The sequence below is a fragment of the Microcoleus sp. CAWBG640 genome (assembly GCF_020883015.1).
GTDB classification, from domain to species: domain Bacteria; phylum Cyanobacteriota; class Cyanobacteriia; order Cyanobacteriales; family Microcoleaceae; genus Microcoleus; species Microcoleus anatoxicus.
Window position 1 is genome coordinate 1 of record NZ_JAHRFC010000072.1, and the last position, 23,423, is coordinate 23,423.

General features: G+C 46.2%; 20 protein-coding genes. 12 read left to right on the forward strand and 8 right to left on the reverse strand.

Annotated features, from left to right (window positions below):
* The first annotated feature begins 47 nt into the window (after positions 1-47).
* Entirely contained in the window at positions 48-2,201 is a 2,154-nt protein-coding gene (locus AAFP11_RS24310; protein ID WP_341739347.1) for a polyribonucleotide nucleotidyltransferase, read from the forward strand.
* A gap of 414 nt (positions 2,202-2,615) precedes the next feature.
* Here AAFP11_RS24310 and AAFP11_RS24315 read toward each other — a convergent pair whose 3' ends face one another.
* The 4 genes from AAFP11_RS24315 to AAFP11_RS24330 form a co-directional block, all read right to left on the reverse strand.
* Positions 2,616-3,836 carry a Rid family detoxifying hydrolase gene (locus tag AAFP11_RS24315; protein WP_341739348.1) on the reverse strand — a complete coding sequence of 407 codons (1,221 nt, stop codon included), beginning with the start codon at positions 3,834-3,836 and terminating at the stop codon, positions 2,616-2,618.
* A 104-nt stretch (positions 3,837-3,940) separates the two neighbouring features.
* Entirely contained in the window at positions 3,941-4,435 is a 495-nt protein-coding gene (gene msrB, locus AAFP11_RS24320) for a peptide-methionine (R)-S-oxide reductase MsrB (RefSeq protein WP_341739349.1), read from the reverse strand.
* Positions 4,436-4,831: 396 nt separating this feature from the next.
* Positions 4,832-5,548, reverse strand: a complete 717-nt coding sequence (locus AAFP11_RS24325; protein WP_341739350.1) for a molybdopterin-dependent oxidoreductase — start codon at positions 5,546-5,548, stop codon at positions 4,832-4,834.
* 10 nt (positions 5,549-5,558) lie between these two features.
* Positions 5,559-6,254, reverse strand: coding sequence for a cytochrome b/b6 domain-containing protein (locus tag AAFP11_RS24330; RefSeq protein WP_341739351.1), 696 nt, complete (start codon positions 6,252-6,254; stop codon positions 5,559-5,561).
* Between the two features lie 521 nt (positions 6,255-6,775).
* Here AAFP11_RS24330 and AAFP11_RS24335 point away from each other — a divergent pair.
* From AAFP11_RS24335 to AAFP11_RS24370, 8 genes are all read left to right on the forward strand, one after another.
* Complete coding sequence (locus AAFP11_RS24335) at positions 6,776-7,396, forward strand: thioredoxin family protein (protein WP_341739352.1); 621 nt, start codon at positions 6,776-6,778, stop codon at positions 7,394-7,396.
* A 4-nt stretch (positions 7,397-7,400) separates the two neighbouring features.
* Positions 7,401-8,093 (forward strand): cytochrome c biogenesis CcdA family protein, encoded by a 693-nt coding sequence (locus AAFP11_RS24340; RefSeq protein ID WP_341739353.1) that lies wholly within the window; start codon positions 7,401-7,403, stop codon positions 8,091-8,093.
* A gap of 288 nt (positions 8,094-8,381) precedes the next feature.
* Positions 8,382-9,188 carry a glucose 1-dehydrogenase gene (locus AAFP11_RS24345; RefSeq protein ID WP_341739354.1) on the forward strand — a complete coding sequence of 269 codons (807 nt, stop codon included), beginning with the start codon at positions 8,382-8,384 and terminating at the stop codon, positions 9,186-9,188.
* Positions 9,189-9,240: 52 nt separating this feature from the next.
* Positions 9,241-10,599, forward strand: coding sequence for a 2Fe-2S iron-sulfur cluster-binding protein (locus tag AAFP11_RS24350; RefSeq protein ID WP_341739355.1), 1,359 nt, complete (start codon positions 9,241-9,243; stop codon positions 10,597-10,599).
* A gap of 30 nt (positions 10,600-10,629) precedes the next feature.
* Complete coding sequence (locus AAFP11_RS24355; RefSeq protein WP_341739356.1) at positions 10,630-12,198, forward strand: GMC family oxidoreductase; 1,569 nt, start codon at positions 10,630-10,632, stop codon at positions 12,196-12,198.
* Positions 12,199-12,262: 64 nt separating this feature from the next.
* Positions 12,263-13,057 (forward strand): hypothetical protein, encoded by a 795-nt coding sequence (locus AAFP11_RS24360; protein ID WP_341739357.1) that lies wholly within the window; start codon positions 12,263-12,265, stop codon positions 13,055-13,057.
* A 187-nt stretch (positions 13,058-13,244) separates the two neighbouring features.
* Entirely contained in the window at positions 13,245-15,881 is a 2,637-nt protein-coding gene (locus AAFP11_RS24365; RefSeq protein ID WP_341739358.1) for a glucosidase, read from the forward strand.
* Positions 15,882-16,057: 176 nt separating this feature from the next.
* Entirely contained in the window at positions 16,058-16,651 is a 594-nt protein-coding gene (locus AAFP11_RS24370; RefSeq protein ID WP_341739359.1) for a Uma2 family endonuclease, read from the forward strand.
* Between the two features lie 97 nt (positions 16,652-16,748).
* Here the strand turns inward: AAFP11_RS24370 and AAFP11_RS24375 are convergent, their stop codons facing one another.
* From AAFP11_RS24375 to AAFP11_RS24385, 3 genes are read right to left on the reverse strand one after another with little or no spacing between them, the layout of a single operon-like run.
* The gene (locus AAFP11_RS24375) at positions 16,749-17,819 is read right to left on the reverse strand and encodes a VOC family protein (RefSeq protein ID WP_341739360.1); all 1,071 of its coding nucleotides are present in this window, start codon (positions 17,817-17,819) and stop codon (positions 16,749-16,751) included.
* 2 nt (positions 17,820-17,821) lie between these two features.
* Positions 17,822-18,625, reverse strand: a complete 804-nt coding sequence (locus tag AAFP11_RS24380) for an aquaporin (protein WP_341739361.1) — start codon at positions 18,623-18,625, stop codon at positions 17,822-17,824.
* A gap of 56 nt (positions 18,626-18,681) precedes the next feature.
* A complete protein-coding gene (locus AAFP11_RS24385; protein WP_341739362.1) occupies positions 18,682-20,235 on the reverse strand; it encodes a GMC family oxidoreductase in 1,554 nt (517 codons plus the stop codon).
* Between the two features lie 147 nt (positions 20,236-20,382).
* On the opposite strand from AAFP11_RS24385, the gene AAFP11_RS24390 reads away from it, so the two are divergent.
* Entirely contained in the window at positions 20,383-20,745 is a 363-nt protein-coding gene (locus AAFP11_RS24390; RefSeq protein ID WP_341739363.1) for a hypothetical protein, read from the forward strand.
* A 194-nt stretch (positions 20,746-20,939) separates the two neighbouring features.
* On the opposite strand, the gene AAFP11_RS24395 is transcribed toward AAFP11_RS24390, so the two are convergent.
* Positions 20,940-21,260: a hypothetical protein gene (locus AAFP11_RS24395; protein WP_341739364.1), complete on the reverse strand. Its 321-nt coding sequence runs from the start codon at positions 21,258-21,260 to the stop codon at positions 20,940-20,942.
* A gap of 245 nt (positions 21,261-21,505) precedes the next feature.
* Here AAFP11_RS24395 and AAFP11_RS24400 point away from each other — a divergent pair, with 245 nt between their 5' ends.
* Together AAFP11_RS24400 and AAFP11_RS24405 are read left to right on the forward strand one after the other, a co-directional pair.
* The gene (locus AAFP11_RS24400; protein ID WP_341739365.1) at positions 21,506-22,096 is read left to right on the forward strand and encodes a sigma-70 family RNA polymerase sigma factor; all 591 of its coding nucleotides are present in this window, start codon (positions 21,506-21,508) and stop codon (positions 22,094-22,096) included.
* 10 nt (positions 22,097-22,106) lie between these two features.
* On the forward strand, positions 22,107-22,886 hold the full coding sequence (locus tag AAFP11_RS24405) for an anti-sigma factor (protein ID WP_341739366.1): 780 nt from the start codon (positions 22,107-22,109) through the stop codon (positions 22,884-22,886).
* Positions 22,887-23,423 lie beyond the last annotated feature (537 nt).

A 23,423-nucleotide genomic window follows, 5' to 3' on the forward strand; every position in this document is an offset into this window, starting at 1 on the left:
ACGATCCCGACAGAGAAAGAATGTGGTAGATAAGGAAGCAGTGCTACATGGTAGAGATAGACAAGTCAATATCCTTTGATGGACGGGATATTAGACTGAAGATTGGTTTACTAGCGCCTCAAGCAGGCGGTGCAGTTTTGATTCAGTCGGGTGACACGGCGGTTTTAGTGACGGCAACTCGCTCCCAGGGGAGAGAAGGAATTGATTTCCTGCCCCTGTTAGTGGATTACGAAGAGAGACTGTACGCAGGTGGTAAAATTCCCGGTGGATTTTTGCGCCGGGAAGGCCGTCCCCCAGAAAAAGTGACTCTCACGGGCCGTTTGATCGATCGACCGTTGCGTCCGCTATTTCCAAGCTGGCTCAGAGACGACATCCAAGTCGTCGCCACAACGCTGTCAATGGACGAACAAGTACCCCCAGACGTTCTGGCGGTGACAGGGGCTTCCGTAGCGATATTGCTAGGGAAAATGCCCTTTTATGGACCCATGGCCGCAGTCCGAGTTGGTTTGGTAGGAGACGACTTCATCATCAATCCTACCTACAGCGAAATCAAAGAAGGCGAATTAGATTTAGTGGTGGCGGGTTCTCCAGATGGAGTAATCATGGTGGAAGCCAGCGCTAACCAATTGCCAGAACAGGATATCATCGAGGCGATCGACTTCGGCTACGAAGCAACCTGTGACTTGATTCAAGCCCAACGGGAAATCATGGCAGAATTGGGCATAGATTTGGTGGTGGAAGAACGGCCATCCCTAGACTCAGCCCTGGAAAACTTTATTCGCGATCGCGCCGAAGCCCCAATCCGCTTTATTTTGTCTAAATTTGAACAAGACAAAAATCAGCGCAACGCAGCTTTGGACGAAGTTAAGGCAAATGAAGTAGAATCTGCGATCGCCGAACTCTCCGAAGACGATCCGGTAAAAGTAGCCGCCACCGCCAACAGCAAGGCGATCGGCAACGTTTTCAAGGACGTCACCAAAAAAATGATGCGCAAGCAAATCGTTGAAGATGGCGTCCGTGTAGACGGCCGCAAGCTAGACGAGGTGCGACCCGTTTCTTGTCGCGTCGGCGTGCTCCCGTCGCGAGTACACGGCAGTGCGTTGTTTAATCGGGGCTTGACTCAAGTGCTGTCGGCCGCAACCCTGGGAACCCCAGGCGATGCCCAAGACTTAGCAGACGACTTGCACCCACAGCAAGACAAACGCTACCTGCACCACTACAATTTCCCGCCCTTTTCCGTGGGAGAAACCAAGCCAATGCGATCGCCCGGACGCCGAGAAATCGGTCACGGAGCCCTAGCAGAACGAGCCCTAGTCCCAGTGTTGCCATCAAAAGAAGAATTCCCCTACGTGATTCGCGTAGTATCGGAAATTCTCTCTTCCGACGGTTCCACCTCCATGGGTTCCGTTTGCGCCTCAACCCTAGCCCTGATGGACGCAGGCGTACCCCTGTCCCAACCAGTCAGCGGCGCAGCAATGGGGTTAATTAAGGAAGGCGATGAAGTCCGAATTTTGACTGACATTCAGGCAATTGAAGACTTTTTAGGCGACATGGACTTCAAAGTAGCCGGTACCGACACCGGGATTACTGCTTTGCAAATGGACATGAAAATCAAAGGTTTACCCTTAGATGTGATTGCCAATGCCATCCGCCAAGCCAAACCAGCCAGACTGCACATTCTAGAAAGAATGCTGTCAACAATAGACACTCCCCGCAAGGAAATGTCGCCCTTTGCACCGCGTTTGCTAACCCTGAAAATCGACCCCGAATTCATCGGTTTAGTAATTGGACCAGGTGGCAAAACCATCAAAGCCATCACCGAAGAAACCGGCGTCAAAATTGACATCGAAGACGACGGAACCGTCACAATTGCCGGCAACGACAGCGAAAAAGCTCAACGAGCTCACAGCATTATCCAAGGCATGACACGCAAGTTGAATGCAGGAGACGTGTATGTTGGCCACGTTACTCGGATTATTCCGATCGGCGCTTTTGTGGAAATTCTGCCCGGAAAAGAAGGCATGATTCACATTTCGCAGTTAGCCGACTACCGCGTTGGCAAAGTGGAAGACGAGTTAGCTGTCGGCGACGAAGTGATTGTCAAAGTGCGAGAAATTGACAATAAAGGTCGGATCAATTTGACCCGATTGAATATTCATCCTGACGAAGCGGTTGCCGCCCGTGAAGCGTTGAATAAATAGTTGACAGTTGGTAATTGGTAATTGCTTTTAGAGTAATTGCTAATTGCTAATTGGTAACTGGTAATTAGTAATTCCTAATTGCTAATTGAAATTAAATCTGATTGTTTTCAGATTGATTTAGGAGTAGGGTGCGCGACAGCGACAGATCCAGAAATGCGATCGGCTGTTAGAGTTAATAAATTCGCGCACTTTCCCCTCAGTATCATTCGGCGGTTGAAACCGCGTCTACACAAACGAAGTCCGCCTACGCGGACTGAAGAAAATATGAAGTATGCTTAGAGGGAGGCATAAATCAATATCAACCATCTCTCTTCTCTCCCTCTGTGTCCTCTGCGTTCTCTGCGGTTAAATAATTCCCATATAACCAAACCCCCGACAGATTGAACGAGTCGGGGATTTAAGAAAAAGAGGAAATCAAATCACCGCAATACAATCAATCTCAACTAACACATCCTTCGGCAAACGCGAAACCTCTACACAAGCGCGCGCCGGTGCAGTTTCCTCATCAAAATACTTCCCATAAACCGCATTCACAGCAGCAAAATCATTCATATCTTTGAGAAACACCGTAGTTTTTACCACATTTAACCAAGTCGCCCCAGCTTCTGTGAGAATGGCTTCGAGATTTGCCATAACTTGTTGTGTTTGTTTTGCTACATCGTCGGTGTAGACAATATCGTTTAGTCTAGTGTCGATCGCAATTTGGCCAGCTACAAACAGCATAGTACCAGAAGCTGCGATCGCTTGATTGTAAGGCCCGACTGGTGCGGGGGCTTTGTCAGTACGAATAATTTTGCGTGTCATAGATGTTACTTTTTGGGATTCTTGTTGATTGGTTTCCGGTTTGTAAAATTCTCCATCGGGCATGATTGTACCAGTGAAGTCTGCATCCTTGATGTTCATACCATAGATATTGGCATCAGTCAAATCTGCTCTCTTAAGCTTAGCACCCTCCAGATTAGCTCGCATCAAATTAGCTCTGTGAAGACCTGTTCTCTCTAAATTCGCACCCCGCAAACAAGCGTTTCTCAGATTTATGTCTGTCAATTCGGCTCCAGCTAAATCGGCTTCTGCTAGATTGATACCAGACAAATCATAGCTAGACAAATTGACACCGCGCAGTTTGGCTCCCTGAAAAATAGTATCTTTGATTTTTATGCTAGTTATATCTGCCCGACTTAAGTCTGCTTCAGTCAAGTTTGCTTTAGTCAAATTTGCACTGTTGAGTTTTGCTCTACTCAAACACGCTTCAATCAAGGATGCTTCAGTGAATTTTACACCAGCTAGTTGGGCATCACTTAGGATTGCTTCATTCAAGTTCGCATTACTAAAATTAGCATAATTTAAATTGGCTTTACTCAAATTAGCACCGCACAAATCTGCATCAGTGAAGTTTGCAGAAGAAGCTACTAACCCGCTCAAGTTTGCACCTTTGAGAGATGCCTTCGTGAGGTTTGTACTATTAAGCATTGCTCCTGTTAGATTAGCCTCATTCAACTCTGCTGCTGTTAGGTTTGCAGAGCTTAAATCTATCCCACTCAAGTCTGCACCTTTGAGGTCTACACCTCTGAGCATAGCTGAATGAAATTGTCGTTCGCCTTTAGCGTATCTTTCTAAAAGTTCTTCAGCATCCATAAAGAATCGATCGCCCTTACGTCCCAAAAATCACTATACCATCCGCGTGAATCAGCGTGCACCTGCGGTTTGGCAATAGAGAGCCGTCTGGGGCGTCAATGATTTCAGCCAGCAATAAATTTCATAGCAACACCATTCATGCAGTAACGTTTACCAGTAGGTGCAGGGCCGTCATCAAATACGTGACCCAAATGCCCCCCACAGCGATGGCAATGCACTTCAATTCTACTCGCAAACAGCGAATTATCTACCGATGTGGCGATCGCCCCTTTTATCGGGTCATAAAAACTGGGCCAGCCAGTACCGCTATTAAATTTAGTTTGCGATGAAAAAAGTGGCAAACTGCACCCAGCACACTCATAGATTCCCGAACCGTATTGCTTATCGAGAGGGCTAGTGTGAGAGCGTTCAGTGCCATGTTTTCGCAACACATCAAACTGTGCCGGAGTCAAAAGTTTGCGCCACTCTTCCTCAGTTTTAGTAACTTCAAAAACACCCTTGGAAGCTGCCATAACTTTTGACTTCCCAGGCCAATAGCGCGATAACCATGCGATGCTTACTGTTGCTGCACCAGCTTGTAAAAAAAATCTTTTCTTCATTATTATACATCTTCCACTTGCTAATTAATACACCAGATTCCAGGTTGATGAATTACACCCCGCTAGAAGAGCGAGTGCTGTAGGGACACTCCAAGAGCCCATAGGTGTCAACTTAAGCTCGCGTGCCCACCAAGTTTGTTAGTGAGCACGCGAGTCCGACAGGGGTTAAAACCCCTGTCTAATAGCTAAAGTCGGTTGAAACCGACGGTCGATTTGCCCCAAACCAATATACATCAACTAACTCTTCAGTCCTCTTTGAGAGGACTTTCGCTATAAGACAGGGGTTTAAACCCCTGTCGGGCTATTGGTTCTACCTTAAGTTGACACTAATTGGCACTGCCGTGTCCCTACAATAACTCAAGAAGACTACGGAATTCAGGCTTCTCAAACACATTATTATAGCCCTCCAAACCACTCGTAACCTTTATCCTCCCAGTAACCCTTTTTGGGCAGCAATTCACTAACTAACGTAATTCTCGTCACCCACTTACTTTGTTTGTAACCTAGCTTAATGGGAGATGCTAGACGTAAAGGCGCACCATTCTCAACACTCAGAGGATTACCATTTTTCTGATAAACCATCAAAGTCTGAGGGTGCAACGCTGAAGGCATATCCCAACTCTCGTAGTAGCCATCAGCAGACTTAAAATAAATGTAACGAGCATTAGCCTTTGGTTGTGCAAGGTCTACCAAATCCCGCAGACGCACTCCGCCCCACTGCACAATAGCAGCCCAACCCTCCACACAAACATGGCGAATTGTCATTACACTCAAAGGCATAATCTGAAGTTGTTCTAGACTAAGGTTAAGAGGACGATTTACCTCACCATCAATTATCAGACGGAAAGCTTTTACATCAATGTTTGGAGCATAATCAAAGGTATTGATAATTAAGGCATTCGGCTCGATCGCACTTGCAGGAAATTCCGGTACGAGTTTTTGAGGATTCAACAACAAAGCTTCAACACTTTGGTTGAGAGGTTCAAAAGTCTTACCAATCGTAGCATCAAATGGAATCAACCCACAACCGCCTAAAACTAAACCAATGCTAGAAAGTCCAGATAATTGGAGAAATTGGCGGCGCTGCCATAAACGAGGAGAGTCTGGAAACATGAGAAAACCTCTACCAAAAAATTGACTTAATCAGGCGCGAACCCCCTACCTGGAGGCCGAGCAAAGAGTGAATTATTGCAAAAATGATGACGGTAGGAACAGATATAAAATGAACAACTCTCAGCGCCTGCCAACTGCCGAATAAATCAACAATCCAGTGGAACTGAGCAGGTTTATACATTCCCATTCCGCTAAGTAAAGCTAGCAGCAAAACCGGAATAATTGCTGTATAAGCTAGGCGGTGCCACGAATAATTTTTGCGCTTCTGGTTCTGAGAATTCTGCAAAGCTTTCAGGTCATTATAGCCGAGAAAACGATGCTGCCAGCGGCGGGTGATGAAAATATAGAGACCGTACCAAAATAGATTGAGTGCGAATAACCACATGGCGGCGAAATGCCAATGTCTGCCGCCAGCCAGCCAACCGCCTAGCAAAAATATGGGTGGGAACTCCCATCCTCCCCGCCCGCCAAAAACCGGATTCGAGTTGTAAATTTGCAATCCACTGCCAATCATCAGAACTAGACTAATGATATTTAACCAGTGAAATATTTTCGCCCCAGTTGCCTGAGTCGGTAAAGGTTTAGACCGAGATTTTTGAGAAGGAGCAGATGAATCCATAGTGCGTAAGGGTGACAAGAACTGCTTTAAATCAATACCTAAAGAACTCAGAGAAAATACAGCAGATTCCATGTTTATGAAGTACACCCCGCGATCTCTTCGAGTGCCGTAGGGACACGGCACTGCCTATTGGTGTCAACTTAAGCCTGAAAGCTTTGATAAATCTCGTTTTTACCTGAGTCCAGATCCCCCTAAATCCCCCTTAAGAAGGGGGACTTTGAGAAGACTCCTGTCCCCCCTTCTTAAGGGGGGCTAGGGGGGATCTAAATTTAATCGTCAAACAGCAGTCTCTGACAGGGTTTGACGTTAAGTTGACACTCCTTGGGCTGAGCTTAAGTCCCTACAAGAGCTATGTACCTCACTGACGTGAAAAGTGCTGTAATTACTCTGCCCTTGTAGGTAGCAACTAACCCAAGTCAGTTAACTTTTTCTGCTACCGTGCATAAAAATTACTTGTAAAGTGGGATACAAATAGACTGGGTTTTTAGTAGTCTCTAACTTAATACGATGCTAACTCTATTTTGGATTTAAAATTTTTCCTGTTTGCATAAAACATCCAATTTCCGGTCATCTGCGTATATAAAGTAAATAAGGAAGAAAATTACTTTATGAACAATCGCTGGCTGGGGCGACGCCAATTACTTTGGTATTTAGGTCTGGGAGTTGGTTCGACTACTCTCAGTTGTGCCCTTAAAAAAGATATTATCCCAACTTCTAGCTCTGACAATATTTCCATACCCACTCCTGCTAAAAATTCTAATTCACCCACAGTCGAGAACGTTGCTGCCTCACCAACTGGAAAGTCTTTACCAGAGTTTCAAGGTATCAGCCAGTGGCTAAATTCTGCCCCTCTGAAAATAGCTGACCTAAAAGGAAAAGTGGTGTTGGTGCAATTTTGGACATTTTCCTGCATTAACTGTAAGCGCACTTTGCCCTACATCGTCCGCTGGCACCAGCAATATGCCGATCGCGGATTAAAGATTATCGGCGTACACACCCCTGAATTTCCCTTTGAGCGGGATGCAAACAACGTCAAAAAAGCTTTGAAGGAACACCAAATTACCTATCCAGTGGCTCTGGATAACGAATTCAAAACTTGGGCGGCTTACCAGAATGAATACTGGCCTCATTTATTTTTAGCCGATCGCCAAGGCATCTGGCGCTACGATCATATTGGGGAAGGAGCTTATGAGGAAACCGAACAGACTATTCGCAAATTATTAGGGTAGTCAGATGGCAATTTCACTCACTTCGGCTGGTGTAGCTTTACTAGCAGGACTTTTAACAATTCTCTCGCCCTGCGTCTTACCAATCCTACCAATATTATTAGGACGAAGCCTGCAATCTCATCGCTATGGCCCAATTGCTTTGGTATCAGGATTGATCGCTGGTTTTGCGGCAATTGGGAGCTTGTTGGGAGTGACATCAGGGTGGTTTGTCAGCTTTGCTAGCATCCTCCGAACAGGAGCACTTGTCTTTCTTTTGATTGCTGGGATAAGTGCCATTTTTCCGCAGAGTTACCAACTGCTGTTTAAATACTTACATTTTGAAAGTTGGGCCAAAGCACCCGCACGAGTAGGGTTGGTTGGCGAATTTTGGCTGGGAACCCAACTCGGCTTGCTTTGGACACCTTGTGCGGGACCTGTTCTGGCGAGTATTCTGGTTTTAGCTGTTGTCAATCCTCAGCCTGTAACTGCGTTTATTTTACTAATTTTGTACGGTTTGGGAGCCGGGTTGCCACTGCTGGCGATCGCCTATGGAGGACGCTATTTCAGCCAGCACTTATTACGTTTGCGCCCCCACAGTGAAGCTTTACAAAGAATCGGCGGTGTAATTGTTGTGGGAAGTGCGATCGCGATTCTTTTGGGTTGGGATGTCAAGATACAGTTGTGGTTAGCTCCATTTTTTCCCACTCTGCCACTATGATGCCACTACGAAGTGCGATCGGATTAAACTATTAGACCTCGACCATATTTCTTGTGGAACGGGCATCCTGCCTGTTCCAGACTTGCTTTTGTGGAGATGTCTATTGTTGAGATGCAGTCCGCCATTCATCTCCCCACCAAATTCGGTACAGTTATGGCGACTGAGCGTGGTAGGGACACGGCAGTGCCGTGTCCTCTATAGAACTCATTTGAGATCTTTATAGTACAAGTAGAGTATTGTAAAAAATATTGGCGAATTTTTTCAGTAATTAACTTTTGGAGAAGCAGTATGCGCCGCTTAGAAGGTAAAGTCGCTCTGGTTACAGGTAGTAGTGGAGGCATCGGTCAAGGTATTGCCATTCGCTTAGCAGCAGAAGGGGCGAAAGTTGTAGTCAACTATCGTTCCAATCCTCAAGGCGCGGAAGAAACCCTAGCCCAAATTCAGGCACAAGGAGGAGAATGCCACAAGGCCGAGGGTTACTGTGACAACGAGCAAGGCTACAGCATTGGTGCCGATCTGGGGATGGTTGAAGATGTACAGAGATTGGTCAAAGAAAGTATTGAACATTTTGGCCAGTTAGATATCCTGGTGAACAATGCAGGAATTGAGAAACACGCTGACTTCTGGGATGTCACCGAAAAAGATTTTGAAGCTGTGATGAATGTAAACTTCAAAGGTGTTTTCTTTGCTTGTCAGGCCTTTGTCAAGCATCTCTTGGAAACTAAGCGTGTGGGTAGGATTGTCAACATTAGTTCTGTCCATGAAGAGTTACCCTTTCCCCACTTTACGGCCTATTGTGCGAGTAAGGGCGCAATGAAAATGATGACGCGCAACTTAGCGGTGGAACTTGGCCCCTACGGTATTACGGTCAATAACGTTGCTCCAGGAGCGATCGAAACTCCGATCAATACCAAACTGTTAAACGATCCTACCAAACTCAAATCTCTGCTGCAAAACATTCCGCTAGGGCGTTTGGGGCAGCCGGAAGATGTCGCTGGGTTAGTCGCATTTTTGTCATCCAATGATGCTGCTTATGTAACAGGTACTACCCTATTCGTAGATGGTGGATTGCTCTGGAACTATCAGGAACAGTAATTGCTAGGACGACTATTTCAGGAGAACTTCCCCGATTAAATCAGGAGTAATCATGCTTGATGAATTAACAGAGATTGAAAATCCATTTCTCAGGAGTATGACAGCAGCGATCGTGGCAGCCTCGATCGCCACGTTCGGTTCTGGCATGGTGATTGCACTTGTAAATATAAAGGGAGAATCCGTCTACAAAACGGCTCTTTGCACCAGTCTTTTGGCAACGGTCGGTGGAGCAATCTTTGGTTTTGTATATGATGACAAAAAAGGGAAGCAAGGACAAACCCTCACCAACGTTACGATAACCCCACCACAGAAAACTCAAGAAATCGATCGGAGGGGTTGGCAGGATTGGCGAAACTTTGTGGTTGAACGCAAAGTAGAAGAAAGTCAAGAAATCACATCTTTCTATCTGCAACCAGAAGACAAAGGTGAAATTCCCAATTTCCAGCCAGGGCAGTTTTTAACCATAAAACTGGATATTCCCCAGCAGTCCAGACCGACGATTCGCACCTATTCTCTCTCTGATTATTCTAGTTCTGGTCAATACTATCGCTTGTCCATCAAGCGCGAACCTACGCCGAAAGGGTTAGAAGTACCACCGGGCGTTGCTTCTAACTTCATGCACGATCGCATTCAACAAGGATCGATAATTCCAGCGAAACCACCGAGCGGCAAATTTGCCCTGGAGGTACAGCAGTCTATCCCCATCGTATTGGTGAGTAATGGAGTAGGTATTACGCCCATGTTGGCGATGGCAAAAGCTACAACCCTGCTCAATCCCCAACGACAGATTTGGTTTTTTCATGGTGCTAGGGATGGAAGCTTCCATGCCTTTTACGATGAGATGCAGGCGATCGCCCAACAGAATCCCAATTTAACCCTCCATTACGCCTACAGCAAGCCACGTCCTGAAGATGAAGGGCATTATCACAGCACGGGATATGTCGATGTTGCTTTAATTCAATCCCTAGTGAAACTGGAAACAGAATATTTTCTCTGCGGTTCTCCCCCCTTCATGGATTCCCTGCGTGCAGGCTTAAAACAGGCAGGCGTGCCCGATAGTAGGGTCTTTTTTGAGATGTTTACCAAGGCAAGTAAGGCCACTGCCGAACCTGCACCTGCTTCTGCTCCATCCCAGGCAACTGTTAATACCCAGGAATCTGAGATCGTCTTATCTGAATCCCAAAAAACCTTTCCTTGGCAGGCAGATGCCGACAGTTTACTGGAATTTTTGGAAGCCCAAGACATTAATCCTAACTACAGTTGTCGCCAGGGTATTTGTGGCACCTGTGAATGTCGGCTCCTGGAAGGTGAAGTGGAATATCAGCAACCCCCTACCGCATCAGTGGCAGAGGGATCTGTGTTGATTTGCATTGCTAAGCCCAAAACAGCCAAAGTTGTCCTTGCCTTGTAGCTCTAACCAAAGAGAACAAACTAAAATCTTATGACAACAGAGAATCACTACGACATCATCATTATTGGGACGGGGGCTGCCGGCGGCACTCTGGCCTATCGCCTTGCCCCCAGTGGCAAACGGATTCTGATCTTGGAAAGAGGTCCATTCTTGCCCCGGGAGAAAAGCAACTGGGATACGCAGACTGTATTCAATAGCGATCGCTATCACAACAAGGAAGTTTGGTACGATCGCGAGGGCAAAGAAATCCATCCCGGCATGAGCTACTTTGTCGGTGGCAATACTAAAGTCTATGGTGCTGCCCTATTTCGGCTACGGGAGCGGGATTTTGAGGAGTTTAGCCACAAAGATGGCATCTCCCCAGCTTGGCCCTTGAAGTATAAAGACTTTGAGCCGTACTATACCCAGGCAGAGGAACTCTATCAAGTCCACGGGCAGCAGGGGGTCGATCCGACAGAGCCCCCTCGTAATCGCGATTACTTTTATCCCTCTGTCAGCCATGAACCGCGTATCCAAGAGGTGAAGGAGCTTTTGGAAGCCACCGGACTCCATCCCTACTCAACACCGATGGGAATTCATCTCAACGAGGCGCAACGGTTTTTGAGTGCTTGCATTCGCTGTAGCACCTGCGACGGTTTCCCTTGTTTGGTTCACGCTAAATCTGATGCTGAAGTGACAGGCATTTTGCCGATCCTCTCCCAAAATAACATTACCTTGCTGACGGAAGCGAAGGTAGAAAAACTTTATACCAGTCCCTCCGGTAAAGAAGTGACGGAGGTAGAGGTGACGATCGGTGGCGAACAACAACGGTTTCGTGGCGATATTGTCGTAATCGCCTGTGGTGCTATAAATTCTACGGCCATCTTGTTGCGTTCTGCCAACGATCGCCATCCCCAAGGACTTGCCAATAGTTCTGACCTCGTGGGGCGGAACTTTATGAAGCACGTTCTCGGCTCGGTGATTGGAGTCGCCAAAAAGTCCAATCCAACTGTTTTTCAGAAAACGCTATCAATCAATGACTTCTATTGGGGCGAAGCGGACTATCCCTATCCCATGGGACAAATTCAAACCACTGGTAAGGTGAGTCAGGAAATGCTGGCAGGCAATGCAGCCCAGTATGCTCCTCTCACGCCTGAAGAAGTTGCTTCCCATTCCATCGATTGGTGGCTGACGACAGAAGACTTGCCCGATCCCAACAATCGCGTTCTGGTTGATGGCGATCGCATTATCCTGCACTATCAGGAAAATAATTCTGAATCTTATGCCCGACTAGAGCAGCGCTGGATCGAAATTCTCAAGTCGATCGAATGTGCAGAATCCGTACACTCCCACTCCACGTACTTTATCAAAGGTTCCAAGCAGTATTTCACTGGTAAGTTACCCGTAGATGGCGTAGGGCATCAGGTGGGCACCTGCCGTTTCGGTGAAGATCCCCAAACCTCAGTTCTCGATCTCAATTGTCGCACCCACGATATAGAAAATCTCTATGTCGTGGATGGCAGTTTCTTCCCCTCCAGTGGAGCGGTTAATCCCACCCTAACCATTATCGCCAATGCTCTGCGAGTAGCGGATCATCTTTTGGAGCGCCTGACCAACTAAAGCGGGGAAGACAAAATTAGTCTAAACTCCAGTTCTTAAACATCATCGCAATAATTAGGTTTTTATGAATCCTCAATCTCTGCTCGAAAGTAGGCTGCAACTCCACTATGGGATTCAATTTATGGCAGCAACCGCTGCGGTTCTGGTTACTCCCGAACCCGACTATTCCCATAATGCTTTGGAATGGAATCCAGAAAAGGGATATTTCCAAACCAAACCCCTCAGCGCTTCGTCGATCCGGGTAGCCTTGAATCCGGGGCCATTGGAGTCTCTAATCCTGGATGGGGAAGGAACAGTGCTTTCCTCCTTTTCCTTGGGCGGAACTACGATCGCAGAGGGATTTTCCTGGCTGCGGGCAACTCTGACCCAGATGGGCATGAATGGGGCGGCGATCGCTCCCCTTGCTTATCCTCCCTATGACTTTCCATTCCACCCCATTGCTCATGGTGGAATGTTTGCGGCGGCTGGAACTGAAGATAGAGAAGCTTTAGCGCGGTACTATAGTATTTCCTATCAGCCATTGCAAGAAATTGCGATCGGGAATCCCCAGGCTTCTCCCATCCACATTTGGCCCCATCATTTTGACATGGCAGTGCTACTCTCTTTTCCAGAAGAGAAGAGTATCGGTGTCGGTCTTTCCCCTGGAGACCAAAGTTATCCCATACCCTACTGGTATGTGACTCCCTGGCCTTATCCTGCTGTCGAGCATCTCCCCCCTCTGGCTTTGGGTTCCTGGCACACCCAAGAATGGACAGGAGCAGTTCTGACCGCTGAGGAAATGGGAGAATTAGATGCTGAGAAGTTACAGGCTTTCTTGAAGGTGGCCTTGACTGCATCTCAAACTCTGTTAGGAGTTTAGATTGATAGATTCAGAGGGTTTCGGCTGTTAACAAAATACCGAGATTTACCGATATTTTAGATATGTAATTCTCGGTAAAACCATTGCTTACGCCCGTGTTTCATCCCAAGATCAGAAACATGATCTTGATAGAAAAGTAAGATTTTAAGAGTTTTATACCTTGTCCTAATTAAAAGTATCAGAAACCATGTTCAATACTGCGGAAGGCAAACGTTTACAAGCATCTGGTTGGAAACACTGGGGTCCATACCTAGCCGAGCGTCAATGGGGAACGGTGCGGGAAGATTACAGTCCCCAAGGTGCGGCTTGGGATTACTTCACCCACGATCAAGCCCGATCGCGTACCTATCGCTGGGGCGAAGATGGTATTGGCGGTATTTCCGATGACCAGCAATTCCTTTGCTTTGCGATCGCACTCTGGAACGGCCAAGACCCCATTCTCAAAGAACGTCTGTTTGGCTTGACGGGAAGCGAAGGCAATCATGGCGAAGATGTGAAGGAATACTACTTCTACCTGGATAGTACCCCCACCCACTCCTACATGAAATATCTCTACAAATATCCCCAAGCAGCCTATCCCTACGAGGCCTTGGTGACTGAGAACCGCAGGCGAGGGTACGACCAACCTGAATGGGAACTTTTGGATACGGGAGTTTTTGACAACGATCGCTATTTCGATATCTTTGTGGAATACGCCAAGGTCAACTCCGAAGACATGGCGATCCAAATCCATATTGCCAATAGGGGTACTGAGGCAGCCACCCTCGATATTTTGCCGACTCTATGGTTTCGCAACACTTGGTCTTGGACACCCAATAGTACCAAACCCTCCCTGAAGGCGATCTCGAAGCAGGCGATCGAGGTAGAACATCCAACATTGGGCAAGCGCTGGCTTTATTGCCACGATGCCAATTCTTTGCTCTTTACAGAGAATGAGACGAATTTTCAACACCTCTATGGAACTACCAATCCTTCTCCCTACGTGAAAGATGCTTTCCATCGCTACATTATTAACAATGAACAGACAGCTATCAATCCTAACCAGGTGGGGACTAAGGCGGCTGCCCTTTATCATCTCACAATTCCTGGACAGACTACCCATACCATCCAGTTGCGATTAGTAGATAACGACAATCTTCAGGCTCCCTTTGGTCAAGAATTCTCTGACATTTTTACCCAGCGTCAAAGTGAAGCCGATGCTTTCTATCAAGCTGTCACCACTTCTGAGATGGATGAAGATATGCGTCGGGTGCAACGTCAAGCCTACGCTGGAATGCTCTGGAGCAAGCAATTTTTTTATTACGATGTCACCAACTGGCTAAAAGGAGATGCTACCCAACCCTCTCCTGCCCCCGAACGACAGCGCGTGCGTAATTCCCAATGGGTACATCTGGATAATGCTGATGTGCTGTCCATGCCAGACAAATGGGAGTATCCCTGGTTTGCGGCCTGGGACTTGGCGTTTCATGCCATTCCTTTGGCAACAATCGATCCAGAATTTGCTAAACATCAACTGGATTTGATGACTCGCGAATGGTATATGCACCCCAACGGACAGATTCCTGCCTATGAATGGAATTTCAGTGATGTCAATCCCCCCGTTCATGCCTGGGCAACCTGGCGGGTATATAAGATTGAGGAAAAACTTACCGGTAAAGGCGATCTGCAATTCTTGGAGCGGGTATTTCAGAAATTGCTAATGAACTTTACTTGGTGGGTTAACCGTAAGGATAGAGAAGGAAATAACGTTTTTGAAGGTGGATTCCTGGGATTAGATAATATTGGCGTTTTCGATCGCAGCGCTCCTCTGCCCACTGGCGGGTATATTCAACAATCGGATGGCACCAGTTGGATGGGAATGTATTGTCTGAATATGCTGACGATCGCCCTGGAACTGGCACTGACTAATCCAGTGTATGAGGATATGGCCACCAAATTTTTTGAGCATTTCATCTATATTGCCAATGCCATGAACGATATGGGCAATAATGGCATAGAGCTTTGGGATCGGGAAGATCAATTTTATTATGATGTCCTGAAACTTCCCAATAACCAATCCATACACTTAAAAGTGCGATCGATGGTGGGGTTGATTCCTTTATTTGCGGTTATGACTCTGGAACCGGAAGTAATGGAAAAAGTGCCAGGATTTCGGAATCGATTAGAATGGTTTATTGATAATCGCCCCGATTTGCGTCAGAATGTGGCTTGTATGCGTACTCCCGGCAACCAGGAGCGCCGACTTTTAGCGATTGTTTGGCAAGATCGCCTTCGGGAAATTCTGGCAAAACTTCTGGATGAGCAGGAATTTTTAGGAGACTATGGCATCCGCGCTCTCTCTCGCTATCACCGCGATCGTCCCTATATTTTTACCAGCAATGAGCATGAATATCGAGTAGATTATGAACCCGGAGAGTCCAGTTCAGGTCTGTTTGGTGGGAATTCTAATTGGCGAGGTCCGGTGTGGTTTCCGGTCAATTTTCTCCTAATTGAATCGCTCCAGAAGTTCCACCGCTATGTCGGTGATGACTTTAAAGTAGAATGTCCAACTGGTTCAAATAATTTTTTGAATTTGTGGGAAGTGGCCGCAGAACTTGAATCGCGGTTGATTCGGACTTTTTTGCGTGATAGTAATGGGAATCGTCCTCTGTATGGAACAATTGAAAAATTCCAAAACGATCCCCACTGGCGCGATTATTTACTTTATTTTGAGTATTTTCATGGGGATAATGGGAGAGGAGTTGGCGCTAATCATCAGACAGGATGGACAGGTTTAGTGGCAAAATTAATTCAGCAGTATTCTGAATATAGCGGGTCTAAATGATTTATGAAACGGTAGTGCGAGCATCTTGCTCGCTAGATATATCAGCCAGCTTGCTATAGCAATCCTTGCAGGAGTCGTAAATTTTTTACCCCACCCCAACCCTCCCCTTAGCAAGGGGAGGGAGTAAGAAATTCACAAATGATTTAGGATTGCTATATATATATAGGATGGTGAGCATGATGACCGCAGTAGTAACAAAACAATTAAGAAAGCAATTCACAGTAGATGAATATTACAAACTGGATGAATTGGGGATGCTTGGTGATGGTAGGACAGAACTAATTGATGGAGATATCGTTTATATGGCACCAATGGGTAGTCGTCATGCGGGGTGCATTGGTCGTTTACTGAAAATTTTCTTTAAAGTTTTAGATGACCGTGCTTCGATTTTGTCACAAACCCCAGTGAGACTAAACGGAAGATTAGAACCCCAGCCTGATGTATCAATCTTGAAACCTCGTGCTGATAACTATTCAGAGTCACATCCAAAAACCCAAGACATATATCTATTAATTGAAGTAGCAGATACTACCATTGACGATGACCGTAATATTAAGTCAGTTCTCTATGGTAGAGCCGGGATTATTGAACTTTGGATCGTAGATATAGGGGATGAATTAGTTGAGGTTTATCGCAACCCAAGTGCTAATGGTTATGAAAGTATCCAACAATTTAGACGCGGTGAAACTATCTCGCCTTTAGCTTTTAGCGATGTGGCGATCGGCGTTGATGCGATTTTGTGGACTAATACAGGGTTATTCTCAGCCTAAATGGACGAAAAAGAGCAATGCTGACAGCCGCGATCGCCCTCAAGCCAAATCAGATCAGAAATTTTAAGCTGATACTGCTGATGGTTATCATCATAAACTAATTTGGTGTAACTAAGCGGAGGGCATGGCCATCAGGATCGCGGACAAGCAAAGCCTTTGTAAAACCTAATTTCCCATCAGGTAGAGTTACTACACCAGGGGAAATCAAAAAAGTCTTGCTTTCCCGCAAACGTTGTGCCAAGATATCCAAGTCCTTCGTTACTATCGTTGTCTGCCAATAGACAAGATCGTTGGGATGTATATCATCAGGAGCAGGTCTACCACCAGGGGGAGACAGATACTCCAGAAACTCAATGCCCGGCCCCTGTTGCGATCTTAAGCCTGTAATGTGTAATCTGGCTCCAAACACATTGTTGAGATGTTCCTGCTCATTGCCGAAATTTTCGCTTTCTCCTGCTACTTTTAAGCCCAAGATATCTCGATAGAATTTCAGACTTTGCTCGGTGTTGGCAACTGCGATCGCGGTGTGATCGATTCCTAAAAATAATTCCTTGGTGGGACTTTGCCAGCGAGGAGCGCCCTTATCAGCAGGAAAGTAGATAATCTCTAAATTGTGACCATCTGGATCGCGAAAATAGAAAGCTTTGATCCCAGCAGCGGCAGGAATACTAGGCGGCAGAGTTTGTGGTTCGCTGGAAACATATTGAACCTTATTTTGACGGAGAATTGTATAGGCTTTTTCCATGTCGTTCACCACGATCGCAATGTGCTGAAACCAAAGGTCATTGCTGTGGGAATCGATCGGAATAGGTCGCCCCTTGGGAGTGAAATATGCGGTTAGTTCGATCGTCTCTTGCCCCAGTTTCATCTGCACCACCCGTTCGCGCAAACCAACTATCCCTTGTAGTTGTTCGTAAGGTGTACCTGATATTTCCACATCAGAAATCTTTTGAAAATGCAGCACTTTGCTATAGAAATCGATCGCCTGATTCATGTCAGAAACGGTCATCCCCACATTGGCAACAGATTGTACAAATGACTCTGTAGGGGCTGTGATCGCTGGCGTTTGCGCTTGGACAATCCCTGCAAAACCGAAATGAAGATTGCTAGCGAGAAGAGTTGATAGAAAAACAACAACAACAAAAGAAAACCAGTTTCGGATACGCATATTTATTCCTGGTGAGGACAACAAGTATCGCAAGGATTTTGACAGAGACAGGGCATTTCCCCATTAGGACAAAGTTTGCCACAAATTTGAGTGGTATGCTTTTTTGATAGCAAAATATAGAGTTCGGCTGCCATTAACATTGCCAAAGGAGGAGTGAAATAGTAAATCCAAAAGAACTGCCAGGATTGGGCAAAAACAGCCGAGGCAAAAGAACGAGCCGGATTGATACTCATCCCAGAAATGGGAGAAGCCACCACAATAAAAATTGCTACCAGGCAACCTGCAAATACTCCGGTTAGATGCGCCCATCGCGGCTTATTACTGACTGTCAGCACCATTGACATCATCACCATTGACATTAATCCTTCCGCTGCGATCGCGCCCACCCAACCCAAATTACCTGGTTCAGTCACAATATATTCCAAACCATCGGGATGCCTTGCCGTAAAAGGATTGCCCACGATCGCGGCCACTAAAGCTACACCCAAACTACCGCCAATAAATTGCGAGATTACATAACCTAACGCATCGAGGCGGGTTAGTTTTCCCAATCGAAAAAAGGTCAGCGTTATCGCCGGATTGAGATGAGCGCCGGAACGCTTGCCCCAAGGAGAATAGATAATCCCAATTGCTGTCAACCCCATCGCCACTCCCATGAGGATATCTCGCAGAAGTGGGATGGGAATCCAGATGGGAACCGGAGAAGTGGAACCATAGAGCAGGGTAGCAAATATGCCAGCAGAAACCATAAAGGTTCCCAGTCCCCATGCTTCGATCGCGTATTCAGGCCAATGCTCTTTCCACATAAAATCTACTTTGGTTCGATAGGCACAGGACTTTAAGCTAAAATTGTCTTGTTTATTTAACTGGCTAGTAGGCGATCGCCCACTCGCAGAGCATTAGCAACAATCGTTAAGGTCGGATTAACTGCGGCACTAGATGGGAAAAAGCTGCCATCTACCACATAGAGATTATCTATGTCATGGGTACGACAATCTCGATCCAGAACTGAAGTGGTAGGATCGTCACCAAAACGACAGGTTCCGCATTGATGTCCTACCGCTTGTAAGGGGATGAAGTTGCGGGGATAAATACTGAAAGGAATCGTATGTTCAGCCTTATCCACCTGCCGTAAAACCTCAATCCATCGTTTTACCAAGCGATCGGCAGCCGCCAGATTGTTCGGTTGATATGCCAAGATCAGCTTTTCTCCCTCCACTAGCACCCGATTCTCTGGATTAGGTAAATCTTCAGTTTGCAGCCACCAACCAACAGCGCGATCGGCAAAAACCTTCAATTCTGATTCGGGACGTAGTTTGAGGAGCGGCGCTAAAAGTTTAGGTGCTTCCGCTGGTAGCATATCCGCCAGCACGTTGCCTGTGTTCTGGATCAGCCCCATCGGATAGGGAAATTCTGGTTCCCCCCAATAAAAATCACTAATGGCGATGGTTTTCTGGTATACATCGTGATTGGGAGTTATATTGAGTTGTACCAAAGCTGTACAGATATGTTTCATCAAATTTCGCCCCACTTGACCAGAGCGATTGGCTAGACCATGAGGATGGCGATCGTTGGCGGAACGAAGCAGCAGCGCCGCAGAATTAATCGCACCACAGGCAACTACCACAATTCCTGCGGTCAGTGTTTGACGTTCACCTCGGATCTCCACCTCCACGCGCTCCACTTGGGTCCCAGCAGAATTAGTGAGAAGTCGCGTTACTTTTGCCTGGGTTAGTAGGGTGATATTAGCCTGATGGCGAATAGGTTGAATACAATTAATCTCACCATCAGCTTTTCCCTGGGTTAGACAAGGGAAGCCATCGCAGGTGTTGCAGCGAATGCAATTTCCCAGAGTTTTATCCACCTCATTCAATTTCAAACCTAGCGGTAGATGGAATGGATGAAGTCCCACTTGAGTCAGACCATTCGCCAGTTGCTGCATCCGGGGTTCATGGCTAATGGCAGGAAAGGGATAGGGAGCGCTACGTGGTGGTTCAGTTGGGTCAGCGCCAGCCTCTCCGTGAACATCAAACAGAGCCTCTGCTTGTTGATAATAGGGTTCAAAATCTGTGTAGTTGAGTACCCAAGCCGGGGAGATGCCATCTTCATGGACTACTTCTGTAAAATCCCGATCGCGCAACCTCAGTAATGCTGCACCATAGACTTTGGTATTTCCACCAACACAGTAGGTAGTAGCAGGGCGAAAAGATTGGTTTTTAGAATCAAACCAAAGCTCATCTGTATGGTATCGCTCTTTCTGATAAACCTCCAAAGCGTTCCAGTTTTCTTTTTCGCGGGGGAGAAAGTCTCCTCGTTCTAGGATCAATATCCGCTTATCACTCGGAGCTAATCGATGCGCTAGGGTACTTCCCCCTGCTCCTGTACCAATAATGATGATATCGTAATCTGCGGCCATAGATTCTCCTATTTCAAGGTAATGTTTGCTGTAGATTTGATGCAATATCTTTTGTTACTATAGAACCCATTTGAGATCTTTTAGTCGATCGGTAGAATCAGTCGATCGGTAGAATCAGTCGATCGGGTAGAATCAGTTTTGTTTGAAATGTTTTCCCAAAATATAGATTATTTCAAATTGAAGCCTGTCGAACTCCCGAAGACGACCATCTTATTAGATAACGGGTATCATCCTGAAAAACTGACTCAAGCTTTGGAGGAGATTTATCCTCAGATTATGACTAAGATTCAATTTGAACTCGAAGCCTTGCCATCAAAAGCCGAAAAGCACGGTAAAGGGCAATCTGGATTTGTGCCTGTGGCGGCTAGATGGGTAATTGAACGTTCAAACGCTTGGGTGGAAAGATGCAAAAGCTTAGTCAAAAACTTCGATCGCACACTCGCTCGTTCAAATGCCAAACTCAAGCTTTGCTTTATCAGACTGATGCTTAAAAGACTAGCTACCGCGTAAAAAGATCTCAAATGGGTTCTATAGCAATCCTAAATGAGTCGTAAGTTTTTGCCCCACCCCAACCCTCCCCTTGAATCAGGTGCGGGAGCAAGAAATTCACAAATGATTTAGGATTGCTATATATGATTCCGGTGCAGCCGGAATTGATATGAATGGCGGTTGAAGGTAAAAGTCGGCGATCTCTTTGGTAGAGGCTATTTTTTCATCGCATCAGGACTCTTCATCGCATCAGGACTCTTCATCGCATCAGGACTCTTCATCGCATCAGGACTCTTCATCGCACCGGGACTCTTCATCGCATCGGGACTCTTCATCGCACCGGGACTCTTCATCGCATCGGGACTCTTCATCGCATCGGGACTCTTCATCGCATCGGGACTCTTCATCGCATCAGGACTCTTCATCGCATCAGGACTCTTCATCGCATCGGGGGAAGCGCTAGGAGTAGAAGAGCAGGCATACAGACTAGCCGTTAGAGTCAGACCAACAATCAAATAAAGCACTTTCCGGTTCATATTTTTCTTCCAAATCTGAGGAATTTTGATTTTAGCAGTCAGCAGGTAATAGCTAGCCGTGGTTCCTATAATAGTACGGATTACTTCTTTGATTGGATTGTCAAGATAATCAGCTTGTATACATCCAATCAGCTCTGCGGGTCGTATTTAAGAAGATGGGGCCAGATTATTTTGGGAGACGCGCTTGCTGCAATAACCAGAATTAACTTAAAATTATCCGTTTAGGTCTGTTCTACAAAACACCTATGGATTTGAACTCTGCCGAAACAAGCGCGGACAACACTGACAAACAGACTGACGCTGAGTTATTTCGGTTGATGAGTCTTGGTCAACCCTCTGCCTTGGGTATTCTCTATAACCGCTATGGCAGCTTAGTCTACAGATTGGCGCTGAGAATTCTCAGCAATCCTCAAGAGGCAGAAGACTTAACCCAAGAGATTTTTCTCACTCTCTGGAATCGGGGCGCATACAATCCGAATCGCGGCTCTATGAGCAGCTTTTTGACAACTATGACTCGATCGCGCGCAATTGATAAACTTCGTTCCCGCAGCACTAACTTAAAATTTCTCCAGCGATGGAGTCAGATGATGGCTAATGAAATTCCCCCTCTCACGCCTTTCGAGTCAGCTTCTTTAAGTGACCGATCGCACTGTGTCCGCGATGCCTTAACTCAACTTCCCGAAAAACAACGACAGGTTTTAGAGATGGCTTACTATGACGGTTTGAGTCAATCAGAAATCGCAACTAAACTTAGTATACCGCTGGGAACAATAAAAACTTGGTCTCGGCAAGGTTTGTTGAACTTAAGAAAAAACTTACAAAATTTAATTGGTTAGTTTTGCACTTATGACAGAGCCTTTATTTCCTGAACGATCGGAAGAATTGATGGCAGGTTATGTACTTGACAACCTCAACTCCTCAGAAGCTGAGGAATTAAGGCGAGTGCTGAAACAAAACCCTGAACTAGCTACAGAGGTGCGTCGCCTGCAGGAAGTCCTAGAAGTTATGCCCTACGCCCTACCTGATATCGCACCGCCACCACACCTTTATTCCGCCATTTTGGCAACTGCCTCGGCGGCTAGCGTTGCAGTACCAAATCCTCATGTTTCTGGAGTTCCTAACTCATTACCCCAGGAAAAACTGAAGCATTCACTTCTACAATGGAGTCGCGTTCTTGGTAGCATAGCGGCACTCTTGGCGTTGGCCCTTGGTGTGGACAACTACCGAATCAGGCAACAAATAACAACGCTTGAGGCTCAGGTAGTGCGACAAAAAGATGTGATTGCAATGCTGCAACAGCCTAATACTCGTCTGGTTTCCCTCAAAGGGATGGCTGACGCATCTGCTGCCTCTGGTAGTATTGTGATTACACCCGGTGAACCCAAAGCTGTTTTAATCTTAAGGAACCTTCCGGTTTTACCACAGGGTCAATTTTATCAGTTATGGTCGGTTATTAATAATGAAAAAATCGCTTGGGAGCCGTTTAATACTAATGAAGCAGGAACAGTTTTTGTCAAACTTTCTCTGCCGGCTAATGCGGAACTAACACCATTAGTTGTCACGGTTGAAGCATCGCCCTTACTTAAAAATCCTGCGGGGCCTATGGTAATGACGGGGACTCTATAATTATTTAAATCACCCTAAGAAATAGCTGGTAAAAGTATAGTCATCTACGTTCATCTGCATCTATCTGTGGTTAAGAAATTATTTTTTTAATCGTTTCCGGTTGCATCGGAATAGTAAATTAGAGTTAACCGTCAACCCTTCGACTACGCTCAGGGCGGCGCAGTCAACCGTCAACCGTCAACAGTAATTCCGGTGCAGTTAGAGAGTCGATGGCAGGGTGTCCCCCACCATCTCTCCTACAAAACCGTGCTTGCGACTTTCACCGCACACGGCTCCTGAGTGATGTAATCCTGGGTATGGATACAGTACGATCGGCATCAAGAGATGATTTCTACCGCTTGATAGTTTTCCTTTTACCCCTACATCCCACCATCAGATTTTTCTGTGGCATTAGGCTTTTAAAGGGCTAATTAGGGCTTGCTGAATATATCGATCGCACTTGACGTGGCCTGGGTTTCGATCGCGCGATCGAGAGTTTAGTGCAAGATAAACAGGTAAAATAGAGCAAAACCCGTGCATAACCACCTGCGATCGTGT

Coding starts and splice junctions, on each gene's coding strand:
- AAFP11_RS24310 (WP_341739347.1), top strand. CDS start 48: ATGGTAGAGATAGACAAGTCAATATCCTTTGATGGACGGGATATTAGA.
- AAFP11_RS24315 (WP_341739348.1), bottom strand. CDS start 3,836: ATGGATGCTGAAGAACTTTTAGAAAGATACGCTAAAGGCGAACGACAA.
- msrB (WP_341739349.1), bottom strand. CDS start 4,435: ATGAAGAAAAGATTTTTTTTACAAGCTGGTGCAGCAACAGTAAGCATC.
- AAFP11_RS24325 (WP_341739350.1), bottom strand. CDS start 5,548: ATGTTTCCAGACTCTCCTCGTTTATGGCAGCGCCGCCAATTTCTCCAA.
- AAFP11_RS24335 (WP_341739352.1), top strand. CDS start 6,776: ATGAACAATCGCTGGCTGGGGCGACGCCAATTACTTTGGTATTTAGGT.
- AAFP11_RS24340 (WP_341739353.1), top strand. CDS start 7,401: ATGGCAATTTCACTCACTTCGGCTGGTGTAGCTTTACTAGCAGGACTT.
- AAFP11_RS24345 (WP_341739354.1), top strand. CDS start 8,382: ATGCGCCGCTTAGAAGGTAAAGTCGCTCTGGTTACAGGTAGTAGTGGA.
- AAFP11_RS24350 (WP_341739355.1), top strand. CDS start 9,241: ATGCTTGATGAATTAACAGAGATTGAAAATCCATTTCTCAGGAGTATG.
- AAFP11_RS24355 (WP_341739356.1), top strand. CDS start 10,630: ATGACAACAGAGAATCACTACGACATCATCATTATTGGGACGGGGGCT.
- AAFP11_RS24360 (WP_341739357.1), top strand. CDS start 12,263: ATGAATCCTCAATCTCTGCTCGAAAGTAGGCTGCAACTCCACTATGGG.
- AAFP11_RS24365 (WP_341739358.1), top strand. CDS start 13,245: ATGTTCAATACTGCGGAAGGCAAACGTTTACAAGCATCTGGTTGGAAA.
- AAFP11_RS24370 (WP_341739359.1), top strand. CDS start 16,058: ATGATGACCGCAGTAGTAACAAAACAATTAAGAAAGCAATTCACAGTA.
- AAFP11_RS24375 (WP_341739360.1), bottom strand. CDS start 17,819: ATGCGTATCCGAAACTGGTTTTCTTTTGTTGTTGTTGTTTTTCTATCA.
- AAFP11_RS24380 (WP_341739361.1), bottom strand. CDS start 18,625: ATGTGGAAAGAGCATTGGCCTGAATACGCGATCGAAGCATGGGGACTG.
- AAFP11_RS24385 (WP_341739362.1), bottom strand. CDS start 20,235: ATGGCCGCAGATTACGATATCATCATTATTGGTACAGGAGCAGGGGGA.
- AAFP11_RS24390 (WP_341739363.1), top strand. CDS start 20,383: ATGTTTTCCCAAAATATAGATTATTTCAAATTGAAGCCTGTCGAACTC.
- AAFP11_RS24395 (WP_341739364.1), bottom strand. CDS start 21,260: ATGAACCGGAAAGTGCTTTATTTGATTGTTGGTCTGACTCTAACGGCT.
- AAFP11_RS24400 (WP_341739365.1), top strand. CDS start 21,506: ATGGATTTGAACTCTGCCGAAACAAGCGCGGACAACACTGACAAACAG.
- AAFP11_RS24405 (WP_341739366.1), top strand. CDS start 22,107: ATGACAGAGCCTTTATTTCCTGAACGATCGGAAGAATTGATGGCAGGT.